The organism is Burkholderia sp. RF2-non_BP3 (assembly GCF_001522185.1).
GTDB classification, from domain to species: Bacteria; Pseudomonadota; Gammaproteobacteria; order Burkholderiales; family Burkholderiaceae; genus Burkholderia; species Burkholderia diffusa.
Genome location: NZ_LOSU01000061.1, coordinates 12,122 through 28,018 on the forward strand (window position 1 = coordinate 12,122; position 15,897 = coordinate 28,018).

A 15,897-nucleotide genomic window follows, 5' to 3' on the forward strand; every position below is an offset into this window, starting at 1 on the left:
CTCCAGTTAGTTTTGATTGGCAGAAATAGAGGACCCGTCGAATGCGACAGCGCCCGTCGCAAAGTATGATCCCACCCCGAAAACGATGAACATCAGAACTGCCCCGCCGAGGAGCAGGTAGTGGGTAACCTTCGCGTTGCGGCGCACGGCTTCGACTACACGCGCGAGAGAGTTCTGACCAAGATCCTTGATCGACTCGACGAACTGGTCTCGCGCGGCCGCATCGGTCAGGATGTCGATCGTCATTTCCGAGAAGATCCCGGTGTCGAGCGCATGCATCGACTTGTCGGGATTCGCCGTCAGTCGTGCACTCATCTGCCGGAGATGCCAACGCATCCACGGGTCCGCCGACCTCGTGAGCTTGTCCAGCGCGGCGCGCAGCGTCAGCCCAGAGTCGAATAGGCCGGCCAATGAAACGATCAACAAGGCGGCCCGAAGATCGCGTCGATTGCGCCACATGAGCGGCATCGCATCGACTCGGTTTCTAAGTTCACCCGTCCAACGCTTCAGCGTTTGGAAATAGCCGAGAACTAACCCCGCGACGACAGAGCTTGTCAGCCACCAGTATTCGGCGCAGAACGTATCAAAAGCGTAGATGAACTTCCCGAACGCGGACCACTTTTCGAGCGGCAGCACATCCAGCGTCGCCGGCAGGATTTCCGAGCCGAACAGCACGCAGAACACGTAGAGATAGACGATCAGAAAGGCGGGATAGGCCATCTGCATCGATGTCGTCGCGGACAGCACACCTTTTGCGTGCGCCGCCATTTCCGCGAGTTCGAGACCGCGAATCGCAGCATCGTCGCGCGGCGATTGGCCTGCCAGTTCAAGCAGTACAAATTCGTCGTTGGGGATGAACGACTTGATCGCGGTCGCGAAATCGTCGCCGGCGCGCATCCGTTGCGCGATCTTCTGGAACACGGGCCATGAAAGGTTCTTGCGCGAGCGATTCCGAGTCTCGAGTGTCGTCAGTCGCTCGAGCAGCGTTTCACTGTTGCGCAAACCCTTCTTGGCAACATCGAGACGCGTTTCGCGATAGAACATTTCGCGCATCGCGCGGAACCGCCAGGTCGCGACGCGCAGTCGCTCCTTCGCCGGGAACATCATGAAAACCGAGTAGACGAGCGACTTGATCACGACGGAACCACCCCATCAGAATCCGGCGCCACGCGGTATGCGTCGAACGCGCACATCGACTCGTCGATGAACCGCGGATCGATGAGCCCACGCGACGCCTTGTACAGCGCGTGCTCGTAGATGGTCTTGCCCGTCATGCCGGCATCGGCGAAGTCGGTCTTCCGGCTGCTGCGCCACACTTGCTCGGCGCCCCGCCAATCGCGCTCGGACACGCGCTCGAGAAAATCGGGCGTCGGTCGATACAGCTCCATCGCCAGCGTCTGCCCCTTGATGCCGGCGGCTACCTTGCCCGCACGCGTGAACAGACCCGGGCGGCGGCACTGCTCGCACCCGTCCTCGTCCCGGCAGGCCATGGTTGACGTGTCCAGGCCGAACTTGCGCTCCAGCGTCGCGATCTGCTCCGGCGACAGCACGTCGCGCGCCGGCCGCTTGCAGTGCGGGCAAAGAATCGGGATCAGCTTCTGGTTGCCGACCGCGTTCAGGAAGCTGCCGGACGTCACTTCATCCATCGGCAGTTTCAGTCGGCCACCGACCAGTCGCATCACCGCACCGAGGATGCTGTTGCCGTGCAGCGTCGCGCGGACCGGGTGGCCGGTCAGCGAGAGCTCTGCAACCAGGCCGGCCAGCACCGAGTCGCGCACCTCGCCGATCGTGAGGTCGTCTGGGTCCATTCGCATCAGCGTGCGGATCACCTCGACGATCTTGCGGTTCGCATCGTCTTCGGTCTCGCCCGGCCGGCGCTGAATCGAAATATCGGAAAGCCACGGCGCCGGTACCTCGGACGGCTCGTTGACCGCGAACTGTTTGATGCGATCGCGATTCGGCACGAGGTACGACATCGCGCGCAGGAGCGTCGTCTTCGCGGATCCCGTTTCCCCGGTCAGGAACGTGGCGCCGCCCGTCACCTTGCCGAGACTCTCGAGGATCTCCAGCTGACTCGCCTCCAGCCCCATCTCATGCGGGAGCAGCACCTTCACGTGCTTGAAGTTCCCATCGAGCAATCGCAGCGCGACGTCGAACCCACCAACAAGGGGAGCGCTCTGCCACCGGATATTGACCAGATCCATATGCGCTACGAGCGGGATCATCGCGGACTGCGGTGCCGTGGGCTGGAACGTTTCGCCCGAGTTCGTGTTGCGTTGGACGAGATCCTGATATGCCGCCGACAACGCGCGGCGCACGAGCGCCTTCGGCATTTTCCGGTACGAGTACAGGTCGCCGTCGACGCGCAAACGCAGTTCGACGTCGTCGGCAAACTCCCGATATTCCCAGTGCACGTCGCCGGCCCCATACGCTTTTGCTGCTTCGATCACGTCACGGAACGCCCCGATAGCGCGAGACGACTCCGGTACGGTTGTCGACGCGCGCTGCTTCTCCTTGCCGTAAAGCGCAGCGATGACGTCCTCGTCCGCGACCAACTCTTCATGCACGGAAATGTCCGCGCGCGCGAGATCTTTCAGATAGGCCGCGTACAACTGGCTTTCGTGGAATCGCTGCGTCGACACCACGATCGAGATACCCGCCTGCAGCTCGACGGCGATGAATTCGCGACGCGCCGATTCGGTTACGGCGAGCGCCGCGTTTTCCTCGCGTTGGCACAACACGCGCTTGAAGGTCAATGATTCGGCATGCACCAGCCGCGGTCGCCCCGTCTCGATCGAAACATCCGGTGCCTCGGTCACATCCATTCCGATCCGTCGCGCCGTCGGAGGTTCGTCGTAATCGGCCGGCCGGCGCGAAGTGGTTTCACCTTCCTGCGCAGCGCCCGCAGCGGGTGGTTCGGTCGACTCCGTCACGCGCGCTGACGCATGCACTGGGTCAGCCGCCCGCTCGGCGCTCGTGCCCCCTTCGGGTTGCGGTGAAGACGCCGTATCCGCCCGCACTTCGACAGTCGAGCCGCCCGTGTCGGAGTCAGCAGCCATGCGTGGGCCGTCCGCTTCCATATTTGCGGAGCCGCGAGACAGCGAGACGTCTTTGTCGTCGCCGCGATGCGAACCGATTACCTCGTCGATGACTGCAACATCCTCAATTTCTTCCTGCGCACGACGCAGCATCATGCCCATCGTCATCGGCTGACCCTGGCTCGCTTGCCGAGGGTTCACCGGCTTGCTCGACGACTTGAAGCGCGGTTCCCGCACACCATTCGGTTCGGCCGCCACCACGGCATCGCCACCGTCGATCGGCTCCCGACCAACGATCGGCATCGACGACGACGAGCTATCGGTAAAGCCCGCCGCAAACGCCTTGAGCCTGCCGAGCAGACCGCGCTTCGCCGGTTCCTGCGGCTCCATTTCCGCGAAGAGGCTCATTGCGCACCTCCGAGCGGAATACCCGGCAGCGGCGCACCGGTAGGCAACGGCGAACCCAGATCCACGAGCGAACGGATCGCGTTCGTCGCCGGCGACTGTATTGGCGCGGCGCCGCGAATCGGCTCCTTCCATGTGCTCTTGCCTTCGGCCACCGTCACCGCGTAGCCGTCTACGCTCTTGACGCTCCAACCGTTGAGCAGCGTCGCGCCAACTCGCGCTGGGTAGATCGCTTCGCGGAAGGAATACAGGACGTGTGCACCGGTCTCGTCGTTGAACGCACCGAGGAAAGCAACAGGTTCGGCATGCGCGCGCGGCATACGAAGCGGCTTCTCGACCGGCTTCGGCGGCGTCTCAGCCGCGACGCCGCTCGCGGCGATGCCCGGCTGCGGCTGCGACATGGCGCCAGGCGGCAACATACCGGGGCCGGTCGCGCCCCCGCCCAAGCTTCGGATGACGCTCGCGCGGGCCAGTTGATCGATGTCGTCGATCGAAAGCTTGGCCCCGACGGGATCGGCATGCGCGGACACGGCGATACCGACGCCCGCCGCGATGAGTGCGTGCTTAATTAAAGACATAGTATTTGCCCTTCGCGGTGAAGTGGACGCCATACGGCGAATCACCCGTTTCCTTGTTGGTGGTCGCTGGTGCGCCCTCATTGAGGCGCAGCTCGACCTTCAAGGATTCGAGCGCCATGTTGGGCGGCAGCTTCGCGAGCAGCGGCGACTGCCACCGGAACCCTTCGATCGTCCATTCGCCCTGTCTGAGCAGGCGGCTGCCGTGCGCCCCCTCGCCCGCGCCCGGCGTGGTATTGAGAGGCCGCGCTTCGCCGAGGTTGACGACGTAGCCGTAGGCACGAAGGTCGAGGGGTTGGACCGACATCCGCTGCGGCGGCGTCTGCAGCATGTCGATGAAGGCTTGCTCAGCCGGCCAGCTTTTCGATTCGCTCTCCATCAGAGAAGCTGCTTTCGGAATGGCAGGCCCGCGCGAGGCCAGCGTGCGCCCGTCACGCGCGAAACTCAGTGGACGCATGTCCGCTGTCGCGGCCTGCTCGAACCCCGCGAAGGTTCCCCCGTTCCGGCGGAACGTCATCGTGCAGAACCCCGACGATGGACAGTTCGCCTCCTGGAACAGCCAACCCTTGATCACCGTTTCCTTGCCACCGACGGCAGCAAGCAACGCCGGCGCCAGCTCGGACGCTCGCGGCTGCATACGTGCGAACACGTCGCGAACAGCAACCGCGTACTGTTCAGCGAAGGTAGGTGCCCGCGGCGGCGGAGGCTGCGGCGACAGCATGTCCACCACCTTGGGCACGCCGAAGAATGCGCCCACCACGGTGACGAGCACCGGGATGGCGGTCGGCAACGAAATGGGCGGTCGGCGGAGGAGCCCGACCTTCCGGTTCGCGAGCAGCTCGCTCGCTTGAAACGGCTCGTCGACGTCCCCGATCCGGTCGCCCGTACCGAGCGTCTCGAGCGAAAGGTTGCTCTTCAGGCACTCTTGCTCCATCTCAAGACGACGCGACTGCGCCATCTCGGGCGTCAGCACCTCATCGCTACGGACCGCGCCGCGCACCACGAAAACCATGTAGACGCGCAAACCGTCCTGCAAGAGCACGAGGGCGGCGGCCCGATTCTTGATCCGCTCATGCAACGCGACGCGAGCCGCGCCAGAATACAGGCGCGCGCCTTTGATTTCCGACATGTCCGGCTCGGCGAACCCGCCGATCAGCTCGGTACCGACCTTGAACTCGACGAAGTGGGTCGCGTTGAACACGTCGGTATAGCGGCGACGCTCGGCACCGCCCCCCTTCACCGGGTAGGCCCGCCAGTCGATGCCGAACACCAGGCGTGCGCACTTGTCGGTCGGCAGAGGTTCCGTGATGTGCATCATGGCCATCACATCGACGGAACGACCGTCGCCTTCAGCATGATCACCTGGAACGTCTTCGACTTGTTCCAGCTTCCGGTGAGGCCGGCAATTCCGGTATTCGTCGTGCTGTCAGCCTGATCCGTGATCGCGCCATACAGCACGACCGTCTGGCCGTCCGACAGCGCGATCGTCTGGTCATCCTTCGTGCCAACCGTATGCGCCAGCTGGATCTGTTGCTGCGTTTGGCCAGAGCCAGCTCCTGCGCTTGTGAACGGCCCGTTGAGCTTCGAGCTGTCCGCCCAGTACGCGAGCACGATCTGGTTATGATCATTGACGGCCGGCAGCACATTGACGAAGTCGCCGGTCGTGATGGTGCCCGGCGTCAGTCCCGGCACACCGCCAGAGGATGCCGTCAGCGAGCCCGACGACGGCGTCGTCGACCGGAGGTAGTCATCGCTCTTGAACGACGCGATCGAGACCGGCAACCCGTTGACGGTCATCTTGGTCATCGTGTTGTCCTGCACCGTGCGGCCGTACTGGTTCAGCGCGTTCACAACCGCGTTCGTGCCGGAGAACGGCGCGTCCGGGCGCAGCACCGACACGCCGACCGCGCCACCGCCCGTCGCGAGCGACGTGGGCGACGTGAAGCTGATCGCGTAGCGCGCGAGGCCAGCGTGCATCGCATTGAATACGACGTCGGCATTCATGCCGGCCTGACTACTCTTGTTCAACGCAATTTGGAGTGTCCGGACCGTAATCGCCACCTGACGCGTGGAGATCGCATTCTCGTGCTTGAGCAGCTTGCCGATGTTGTCCGCGGCTTCCTTGGTGTCGTATACCATCACCAGCCGGCTTTGCGGGTTCACGCTCACCCGGCCCATCGGCGATTTCAGCTTGTCGATTTCCGCCGTGATCGCCGCGATTTGGTCGAAATCGCCTTCGCGGCCGGTCGACGTCTGGGCGGAGAACGAACCGGTGTTGCCACCGGAGCTACCGCCACCGCCGCTGCCGGACTGATTGCCTGTCGACGTGTCCATCCCCTTGCTCATCGTCGACTTGATCGACACCTTGCCCGGGATCGCGGCGATCTGGTACATGCGCGTGACGAACCGATTCACGTTGATCGTGCTGCCGTCGAACGACCAGTCGAGCCCCAGGTCGGTCGTCATGTTTCGCATGTACATGCCGGTCTTGCCGGAGAACGCCTGCCGGTAGACCGGCTCTTCGGTTCGCGCGGCGTTGTTCTGCCCTTTCGACTCCGTTTGGCCGGGCACCAGCGAGTCGCGCGGCACGAACACGTCCGGGCTCAGGTGCACCGGATAGCCGGTCGCCGTCGAAATAAGCGTGGCGATCTGCTTGATGCCGAGGTTCGCGGGCAGCGTGACCGCCTTGTCGCGGAACACGGCAGGCAGCGTCGCCTCGTACGCGAGCGGCACCAGCCGATCGCCGAGGAACGCGGTGGGCACGTCTTCGACGAGCGCCATCGGCGCCGGCCCCTTACCGAGCGCGTCGGAGATCGTGCGGTGCGCAGCGTCGTAACTGTCGTTGACGTTCTGCTGCGTGACGGCGCAGCCTGCGGCCATCAGCGCGCCTGCGATCGCGACGACGGATTTCAAAGGGTGAACACGCATGGTTCTCAATCCTGGCAATTGCCCGCGCGTGCGATCACGCGGATGACGTTGTTCGTGTGGCGGCACGCGCGCGTCGGCGTGCGCATGTGGTTCGTCGCCTTCATCACCTGCTGCAGCACCGACGTGAAATCGCCGGTAAAGGAGGCGTTGAACTCCAGCGGGAGGTCGTCGTCGATCTTCCAGGCGAGCTGCCAGCCTTGCTGCTGCAGCCAGCGGTCGAGCGCGTCGCGCAGATTCACGTCAGCCGGCGTCACCGAGAAGGTCAGCGTGCCGGTCGCGGCTGGCGCACCCGCGCCCGGCAACACGACGGCAGCGACGTCGGTGGACGGGGCCGCTGTCGTGCTCGTCGGCGCGGGCGCCGGCGCCGGTAGCAGTCGCCCCGGCTTCGGGCTCTCTGCAGCCGTCGGCTGCGCCTTCGGCGCCGACGCAAGCACCTGCCAGCCGTCGGCGTCGATGGATTTCGCAGTGGGATCGGCCGCAGCGTGTGCCGCGAGATGCAACACGGCCAGCCCCGCCGCAACGAGTGCGCGAACCCGCGCCTGATTCGAATGTGTCTTCTGCATGGTTACCGGCCCTGTTGCATAAAGCGGCGATAGATCGCGCTGGCGTAGACGAGCTGCTTGGACGGCGTCACCGCGTTGTAGGCGCCGACCGCCTTCCAGTTCGGTCCGAAGCGGCGCACGTTCGACGCGAGGATCCAGGCACCGACGTAGGCGCTGACGCAGCCGTTGAAGAGATGCTCACGACGGATGCCGTAGCGCGCCAACGTGGGTAGCCACGACGTGTTGATCTGCATGAGGCCGATGTCCTCGCTGCCGTTCGTGTTCCTGTTCACGGCGTTCGGGAGCATCCCAGACTCGTGCTGCGCGATCACGCGCAGCAGCCGCGGATTCACGCGATGGAAGGCCGCCGCGTCGTCAAGGCAATCTGCACGACTCGGCAGCGCAGTGAATGCCAGCACGGCGGCGACGATAGGCGCGATACGCATCACGACGTCGGCCCTCCGCTCGCCTGCAGCGTGGCGTCCGGCACTTCGCGGTAGACCACTTCCTTGCGGCGCTTGACGTGGATCGTGTTGCCGTCGGCCATCACCGTGAACAGGTCGGAGGTGCCTTCAAACATGAAGTAGCGACCCTTCTGTTCGCCGATGCCCAGGTTCCGCGCATCCGTCACACTCACCCGAACGACCGAGTCCGCAAACTTGAAATACGTCCGGCCCTCCCGATCGAACACGGCGTCGAGCTTTGCCGGGTTCGGCTGATCGAAGTCGTAGACCGTCTTCGCGTCTCGCATTACCTCGACGCGGTTCGTCTCGTCAGCAACCACGAACCGCTCTGCCCGGTCGATCGTCAGTACGTTCTTCGCGTCGTCCCAGCTCGTACGCAGCACCTTCCCGTCAGGCGTCTTGAATGTGACGGTCTTGGCGGGCTTCGACGTGAAGCGAATCTGCATGTGCGTGTCGTCGCCGTCCCGGATTGCCTGCGCGCCGAAGCGTTCAGCCAAGAGCGATACCGGCGGCGCTTCAGCCGCGACCCGTGCAACCACTCGGTTCAACCCCGCCTCGTCGGCATCGCGGCTCGACGACGCGTAGTTCAACGCAGCGGATTTCGGCGCGTCTCGATGCAAGCGCACGTGGCGCGCGGCGAAATCGACGTCCGCGTACAGCCCGGTTTGCGTCATCAAACGATCGAGCGCCTGCATCCAGTTTTCGCCGTCGCGCGTGCCGAACTGCTCGAGCGTCGTCAGGTCGACGTCCTTCTGAGCCGATCCGGTCCAGCCTTGGGGGACGAGCGCCTTGACGAAGCCGCCGACTGTCATCGACGCGCGAAGTGCACGGACAGGTTCGAGTGCCGGACGTGCGCCGATCATCACCAAGCGGTTGGTGAAGCCATCGAATCCGGCCGGCTGGTCGTCCTTCATCGCGGCCAGCGCACCGGAGCCGCCAATGAACGTGTTCGCCTTCTTCCAGCGTGCCGTGACCGAATGGGCGCCGACCTTGTATGTGATCGATGACGGTGTGCCCTCGACAACCACGTACGGACCTTCGGTATGGCCGCCCTCGGCGACGATGACCTGACCCGCACGCGGCTGGATGTAGGTTTTCTCGCCATCGTTGAAGATGAGCGCCGGCCGTTCAGAAATTCCGCCGAGGATGTCGTAGTCGAAGTCGAACGGATCGGTGTTTGCCGCCGATGCGGCTGCGCAAACGATCGCCGACGCGGCGCACGCCAGAAACTTGATCGTGTGCTTCACAGGCCTGCCTCGATCATTGAGAGGTGTTGAGCGAACCGCGCGAGGTAGGCGCGCCCGGGATTCGGGTTCGCGCTGTGGTAGTACGCGACCGCCTTCGCGACCGAGTCGGTGCGCGCGAAGTTCTCGGAGAGGATCGCCTCGGCTACGGCGATGTTTGTCGCCGGCGAGAGCGCATCCCATGCCGACGCAAAGCGCTTGCCGTGGTAGCACCAATTCACCTGCATCAGGCCGACGTCGAAATCGCAGCGATCGCGCGCAAGCAGCGTCTCGATCGCCTTGTACGCTTCCTCTCGCGACTTGAAGAAGTAGCCCTGGCCGGCGACGTTGAGCGTCCACGGCCACGCACGGCCGCGGTAGTTCGATTCGTTCAGCGCAATGCCGGCGAGAATCTTCGGATCGACGTTGGTGTGCAGCAGTTCGAACGGCACCACCGCGCGTGAGCACGCCCATCCGCCCCGCCGTTCGGCGAGTGCTGCCTGCGCGCCGTCATCGAGCACAAGCGGTTGCAGCCAGCCCCGGTCAATGAACAGGTCATCCAGTGCGACGTCGCGGCCATCGATCGACACCGTGATGCCAGTTTCAGGCGAGCTACGCACGGATTGTCCGATCAGCGGTGACGCCCATTCGACGAAGGCGTCGAGGCCGCAGTAATAGACCGGCTTGCCCGGTAGCATCGCGACACGGCGCGTCGCCCCGTCTTGAATGACGACGCTCACCGGGCTGATCACCTGCGCGATCACGGCCGACTGGGCATAGCTGCTTGCCAACGCCATCGCCGCCACGAATGCCATGCGCTTGATCATCGCGGCCCCCGATACGGTTCGAGCACCATGTCGCGATTGATCTTCATCATGAAATGCCGCTCGCCCGGTGCCGACGTGATCGTCGGCGGGATGTTCTGGTAGCGGTTGAGCACCGACTGAGCCGTTTGTGCCGCGATCTGACCCGCCGTGCTCCCCACTTGGGTGACACCAAGCGGGCCGGACGTCGTGGTCTGGTCACCGCTGCTAAAGGCACGAACCAGGATGGCGGTCAGGAACGAGGTCGAGTAGATCTTCAGGAAGTGATTGTTCACGTGACCGCTGAAGCCGGCTACGCCATTACCGTCCGCACCCTGCGCGCCGTACAGCGGCACGTGCTTGCCATTCGGTAGACGCATTTCTGCACCGGCCACGAGAATCGACTCCTGCCCCGGCTGAATGTCCGAGCTATACGGTGCGACGATCGTGGTGCCCCACGGAATAACCAGGCAGCGGCCGTCGCCGTTGTTCGCGTACACGTCGCTCTCGACGATCAGCGACGCGGTGCCTGGGCGATCCGAGTCGAGTGCTTCATTCGAGAGAACGGGAATCTTCGCGGGCGGCGACAGCGTGCAGCCGTGCGACTGCCCGACAAAGCCGGTTCGCGCGAAATCCTTGTCGCCCTCGTTCAACTGCGCAACGTCGCGCATGAACGCGTTGTCACGCTGCTGAGTCGTCAACGGGCCTGCGGCCTGACCACCGCGCGTAGCCACAGCCGCCTGTGCCATCGCTTCTTTCATCGCAGCGTCCTGAGCGGCCGCCTGCTGGAGCAGCATTTGCTGCGGCGAGATCACGCCGTTCGGCAGTTGCGGCTGCTGCGGTTGGGCGTCCTTCACCTTCACGCCCGGACGGAAGATCGGCGACACGTAAATAGTGTCTTCGTCGTTCGCAGCTTTTAACTGCGCCGTGCCAGCGCTCGGCATCACGGCATCAGCCGACAGCGTCGGCTTCTTCGCGTTTGCAGCTGCCGCAGCGCTCGCTGCGGCAGCCGCTTCCGCTGCCCGGCGACGGGCTTCAGCCTGCTGCTCTTCGATGATCTTGTCGACGTCGGCCTTGTTTGCGTTGCTCTTGTCGACCGCTTCGGCCGCTCGGTCGCGTTTGGCCTTCAGCGCTTCGGCCTCGGCCTTGTTGGCTTCGAGCGTCTGCGTGTAGAAACCCAGCGCGCCGATAGCAAGGGCCGCGATCGCGCCGATGGCAATCATGACGTTGCGCGGCACCTTGCCCTTGAACAAGGCTTTCTCTTCCGGGCTGGTCGGATCGGTCTGTTTCGCCATACCGTCCTCAGAACCCGAACAGACCGCGACGGCCACGTGTGATCGTCACTTCCTCGCCCGGTCGCGTGAGCTTCACCTCGTCGGCCAGTCGCTGGATGACGATGTATGGCCCACGGCGAATAAAGTTCGGGCTGACGATGTCGCCGCCGTCCTTGATCGTCGGCACGGCAAACGGCGTGCGCGGTGGCATCCGAATCCAGATGAACGTGCCATCGTCGAAGACCATCTCGGGTTTGAGTGAACTCGTACCGGACACCGTGTACTCGAAGTTCAGCTTGTCAGGCGACACGCCAATCGGCCCGGAATCCGATTTAGAGCCGTGGTCAGCGTCCTGGTTGTCGCCCGTAGCGTTACCGCGCGCGCATACCTTCGCCATCAGCGAGTTCGGGTAGTTGAAACGCACGTTCTGGTAAAACAGGCCGCCCAACGGCGACGAGACAAGCGTGAGCTCGTACTCGCGCTTGTTCGTACTCAGGTGCAACGTGTTGACGAGGCCCGGCTTGGTCGGCTTCACGTAGACGTGATTTGCGCCATCGGTGTCGAGCACCCACTGCACCGAGTCGCCCATCGCGGGCTCGCTGATCACGGTCTCTCCGCGCTCGAACTCGATCGTCGTGAGCTTCAACGGCGCAGTCATGACCCGGAAGATCTTGTCGCGGCTGTACGAAAACACGGCCATGCGCGCATCGCCAGGCATCGTGATCGGGTCGGCGCCGGAGTTGTACGGGTTCACCGGGCTCATCGCGTCACCGATGATGCTGCCGACGTCGAAATTCGGGATCGGGGCGATCGTATTCGCGGTGTTCTTCGTGGCGAAAGCATTGGCCGACGCTGCGATCAACGCGAGCGCGCCCCAGATCAGGAGGGAACGTGTTCGTTTCATGCGCCGGTTTTTTGCAGAGTGAAGAACGGGTAGTAGAGGCCGTACGGATTTGTGCCCAGCACGTCTTCCGCAGTCGGGGGGATGATCTGGTAGCGCATCGTCAACGCGAATCGGATGTCGACAGGTTTGTCTGCGGGCGATTGCCGCGTCGAGGTCGTGAATTCGACGACGACCGTCGAGTCCTCGAGCAAGGACACGTTCGTGACTTTCGTCTCACGCACCAGCTTCGGGTTAGTGGTGATCTGGTCGAACGGCTTGTCGTCACTGATCCACGCCGCGAACTGGTTCTTCGCGTTGCCGACCATCTTGGCCTTAACCGCGTTGATGTTCTTGGCGAGACGCGACGTACGGATATCGTCGGTAAGAACCGGCTCGATCGTGAACCAATGCTCGACGTCCTGTTTGATCGCCGTGCGCTTCGCCTGGTCGTCCGGGTTATATGCAGCCAGCTGCTTGACCAACGGATTGCCACCGGCGTCCGACGAGACGCCATACGACCGGACGACGGACGGCGGCGGCTGACGTGTATAGACAGCACCGCCCGCGATGATCGCGAGGATGAAGCAGAAGGTCTTCCAATGATTGGCTTCAACGCGCAGACGCGTCCCCTGATCGAAGACGATCGTTTCGGGATCGTTGTTCGAGTAGTGGCCGGGCGCCGGAGACAGGGCGACCTGCTTCTTGTTACGGGGAAAGAGTCGGGGGAATCGCATCACGGAGTTCCAATTGGGACGGATCAATTGGAACAGCCGAGGTGACAACGGCACGTGGGAAAAGAGCCGTCATTTCAGGGACCTTTTCGCGACAAGGAAATGAGCACAAGCAACAACCGCGAGCACTCAACCGGTTGCAGCGGGTTAAGGAGAAAGCTGCCCGAAATGGGCGAGCTTTCCGGTCTTGCGATTGCGTCTAGAACGATAGAATCAGGGAGTCGATCGTTGCACGCGTTGCACGCAGTACGACGGTCGTCACGCGAGTGACATTACTCCGATATGTTTCGAAAAAACAATGATTTGGGAGTGATCGTTATTCGAGGCATACCGGCGCCCCCCCTCAACCGGTTGCGCGGCATTTTTCAGAAATGACAACAATCAGTGGCTAACGATCATCCACTTCTATGACCTGTTCCAATTCGTGCAAGAGTCCATCCATTGAGAAAGCCGACATCCATCGAGACCGCTTGACCGCAATTGAACAACATGTCGATCTTCGTCGGGTCGATTCGCCCCCGGTAGTGTTGGGCCGTTTTTATCGTGAGCAGCTTGATCGCAAGCTTTGGCCCAGTCAGGCACAACTGGCCATAGACCTCAATGTATCGAAGGCTAGCGTCACACGATCGATTCAAGCATCTCGGCTTCCGCCCGAAATAATAGAGTCGTTTGGCGGCACGGATCATGTCTCGTTTCGCGCAGCGGAAATCGCTACGAAATTGATCCGCGAGCTCGGCAGCGATATTGTCGTACGAAGAGCATTAACGGTGCCGAGGGGGACCACTTCGCCAACCGTAAAATTGATCCTGTGTACTGGCGTTGCTCAAGCCGATGGGGGGCTCGCACTAAGGTTGTCGCCAGGGGCAAGCGGTCGACACATTCGGATCGACTCGCCGCAGATACAACGTGTGATTCCTCACCTTTCTATGTTGGAAGTTCTAGTCAACGCACTCCTTCCGTCATTGCTTGGACGTTCCAACTGAGCACGTAGGTTCAGTTGGCGGTGGTTCAGTTCACAACGCGTATTCTTGCGTTCGCCCTATGGGTGACAGATTCCGACCCAGCCGTCGTATAGGTGACATTTTCCGACCTCGATGTAGCCACTCTGGGTGGACGGACGTAGTTGATCCCAGGACTCATTCTGACGGTGACGTTTTCCGACCCGAGTGGGATGTTTATCTATGACAAATTCCGACCTGCTTGTGGCTCCCAAAATGTGACAAATCCCGACCCACTCAAAGGTCCTGAACAGTGACAAATTCCGACCCAGGTCTCCGTCGCGTGGAAAGTGACGTTTTCCGACCTAACGTGCTATGAGAATGGTGACGGATTCCGACCCATATCGCGGGCCTGATGGTGACAAATTCCGACCTATATCGCGGATCTAACGGTGACAAATTCCGACCCAAGTACCAGTGCGGCGGTGACATATTCCGACCTATAACGTGCGTCTGACGCGCGGCAAATCTGGTTCTCACATTGTGCTTGCCCTTGCTTGGAGCAAAGGTGACATTTCCCGACCCAGGCGCGTAGGCGGTCACGTCATCCCAAGTAGATTCGATGAAAAGTGAGTGAGTACTTAGTGTCATTCGGGCATTGAGGTCGGAAAGCGTCACCTTTTGGGGTTCGTGCGCCTCCTTTTTGCCATCCGGTTAGACGTTACCTAAGGTTATACGGACGGTCCGGGTCGAAAAATGTTACTTTTCAGCCATCGTGGCGGCAAGCCGCGAAGGGTTTTGGGGTGGTTTGGTTGCATCAGAGGAACTTTCTATCGGTTCTCTTTGTAAGACAGTTTATAGAACCGTTTGTAAAACCTTTTGTAAACGCTTTGTCACCGGCCGGAGAGGCTTGCTGGTTAAGGGTCTCCGGCCGGTCACAGTGAAACAACTGTGACGTATACCGACCTTGATGTGACACAATCCGACCCTAAGTGGACACAGAGCGGGCCAGGAGTGACAAATTTCGACCGTTATCCACAACGGTGACTTGCACCCTGCAGATGTCACCTTATAATTGCGACACCTCCCGCTGAAGGTCACTTTTGTGAACAAAAAGGCAAAGAATCGGCTCGAGCCTGCCCAAGTCGAGATTGTTGAGATCGAACCGCTCCAGATCGAGCCGTCGGACGAGCCGCCTCTGGACGGGGATGGCCGAGTAAGGGGCACTGTTGCCATGAGCCGCGCTCTGGTGAATGCTCAACAAGGGCTGACTCTCAACGAGAAGCGGGTGATGATGGCCGCGCTCCGATGTATAGATAGCAAGAAATCACCGTATTTGCATAGCAAGGGTAACGGTTACGTGAGCGTACGTGTTCGAGCGGACGAGTTTGCTGCCCTTGCTGCGCTTGCTCCTAGGTCTGGCGAGAAGCAAGCGACGGCTGCGTACGAGGGACTGAAGGAGGGATGTGCCAGCCTTCAGAAGCGACAGTTGACCTATATGGATGGCCCGAAGAAGGTCGTCCTGAACTGGGTATGGAAAGCGGTATATCACGAGCGCGAAGGATGGGCCGAGGTTTCATTTTCCCCCGATCTGACACCACATATCTTCATGTTGCAAAGGCGGTTTGTTTCGTATCAACTTGAGTTTGCACGGGGGCTGCAGTCGCTCTATTCTTGGCGCCTGCTTGAACTGCTGATGCGAGAGCGCGACCGTGGACGGCTCCTGATCACTCTGGAAGACTTCCGGCATGTGCTTGAGATCCCGGCAACATACCGCTTTGCAGACATCAAGCGTCGAGTAATTGAGACTGCAGTGAACGAACTAAACGCGAAGGCAGATCTCGTCATTTCCTGGACGCCGGTGAAGCTCGGTCGCGCCGTGAATTCGCTCGATTTCCAGTTTATCCAGAATCCGCAGAGCCGGCTGGCGTTGGACGGCGACGTGGCCTTTGCGGAAGCGAGTGGCGCGACGACTGCCGCGGGCTGAATTGCAAGGGTTCACTGGATCGCTCAAGCGACGTTGTTGGGAGTCCATCGCAGAGCGAATGCCGCCCAAGTGCTATGTCCTGGGCGGCGGGATTCGGAGTATTGAG

General features: G+C 61.8%; 13 protein-coding genes. 1 reads left to right on the forward strand and 12 read right to left on the reverse strand.

Going from position 1 to position 15,897, the window contains the following annotated elements; all coding sequences use genetic code 11:
• Nucleotides 1-6 precede the first annotated feature (6 nt).
• Genes WS45_RS28145 through WS45_RS28200 form a run of 12 tightly spaced genes read right to left on the reverse strand, consistent with a single transcriptional unit; the run spans nt 7 to nt 12,869 of the window.
• Nucleotides 7-1,137, reverse strand: a complete 1,131-nt coding sequence (locus WS45_RS28145; protein ID WP_059702688.1) for a hypothetical protein — start codon at nt 1,135-1,137, stop codon at nt 7-9.
• Nucleotides 1,134-3,446 (reverse strand): ATPase, T2SS/T4P/T4SS family, encoded by a 2,313-nt coding sequence (locus tag WS45_RS28150; protein WP_059702690.1) that lies wholly within the window; start codon nt 3,444-3,446, stop codon nt 1,134-1,136. Before WS45_RS28150 ends, WS45_RS28145 begins: the two co-directional genes overlap by 4 nt.
• Nucleotides 3,443-4,021: a hypothetical protein gene (locus WS45_RS28155; protein ID WP_059702692.1), complete on the reverse strand. Its 579-nt coding sequence runs from the start codon at nt 4,019-4,021 to the stop codon at nt 3,443-3,445. Before WS45_RS28155 ends, WS45_RS28150 begins: the two co-directional genes overlap by 4 nt.
• Nucleotides 4,008-5,336: a hypothetical protein gene (locus WS45_RS28160; RefSeq protein WP_059702725.1), complete on the reverse strand. Its 1,329-nt coding sequence runs from the start codon at nt 5,334-5,336 to the stop codon at nt 4,008-4,010. Before WS45_RS28160 ends, WS45_RS28155 begins: the two co-directional genes overlap by 14 nt.
• A 5-nt stretch (nt 5,337-5,341) precedes the next feature.
• Nucleotides 5,342-6,946 (reverse strand): hypothetical protein, encoded by a 1,605-nt coding sequence (locus WS45_RS28165; RefSeq protein ID WP_059702694.1) that lies wholly within the window; start codon nt 6,944-6,946, stop codon nt 5,342-5,344.
• A 5-nt stretch (nt 6,947-6,951) separates the two neighbouring features.
• Complete coding sequence (locus tag WS45_RS28170; RefSeq protein ID WP_059702695.1) at nt 6,952-7,509, reverse strand: toxin co-regulated pilus biosynthesis Q family protein; 558 nt, start codon at nt 7,507-7,509, stop codon at nt 6,952-6,954.
• A 2-nt stretch (nt 7,510-7,511) separates the two neighbouring features.
• On the reverse strand, nt 7,512-7,934 hold the full coding sequence (locus WS45_RS28175) for a lytic transglycosylase domain-containing protein (RefSeq protein ID WP_179950404.1): 423 nt from the start codon (nt 7,932-7,934) through the stop codon (nt 7,512-7,514).
• Nucleotides 7,934-9,199, reverse strand: a complete 1,266-nt coding sequence (locus WS45_RS28180; protein WP_059702699.1) for a TrbG/VirB9 family P-type conjugative transfer protein — start codon at nt 9,197-9,199, stop codon at nt 7,934-7,936. The genes WS45_RS28175 and WS45_RS28180 overlap by 1 nt, the downstream gene beginning before the upstream one ends.
• On the reverse strand, nt 9,196-10,002 hold the full coding sequence (locus tag WS45_RS28185; protein ID WP_059702701.1) for a transglycosylase SLT domain-containing protein: 807 nt from the start codon (nt 10,000-10,002) through the stop codon (nt 9,196-9,198). The genes WS45_RS28180 and WS45_RS28185 overlap by 4 nt, the downstream gene beginning before the upstream one ends.
• The gene (locus tag WS45_RS28190; protein WP_059702703.1) at nt 9,999-11,273 is read right to left on the reverse strand and encodes a TrbI/VirB10 family protein; all 1,275 of its coding nucleotides are present in this window, start codon (nt 11,271-11,273) and stop codon (nt 9,999-10,001) included. Before WS45_RS28190 ends, WS45_RS28185 begins: the two co-directional genes overlap by 4 nt.
• 7 nt (nt 11,274-11,280) lie before the next feature.
• The gene (locus WS45_RS28195; protein WP_059702705.1) at nt 11,281-12,156 is read right to left on the reverse strand and encodes a TrbG/VirB9 family P-type conjugative transfer protein; all 876 of its coding nucleotides are present in this window, start codon (nt 12,154-12,156) and stop codon (nt 11,281-11,283) included.
• Nucleotides 12,153-12,869 (reverse strand): type IV secretion system protein, encoded by a 717-nt coding sequence (locus WS45_RS28200; RefSeq protein ID WP_059534517.1) that lies wholly within the window; start codon nt 12,867-12,869, stop codon nt 12,153-12,155. The genes WS45_RS28195 and WS45_RS28200 overlap by 4 nt, the downstream gene beginning before the upstream one ends.
• A gap of 2,040 nt (nt 12,870-14,909) precedes the next feature.
• On the opposite strand from WS45_RS28200, the gene WS45_RS28205 reads away from it, so the two are divergent.
• Nucleotides 14,910-15,791 (forward strand): replication initiation protein, encoded by an 882-nt coding sequence (locus WS45_RS28205; RefSeq protein WP_059534516.1) that lies wholly within the window; start codon nt 14,910-14,912, stop codon nt 15,789-15,791.
• Nucleotides 15,792-15,897 lie beyond the last annotated feature (106 nt).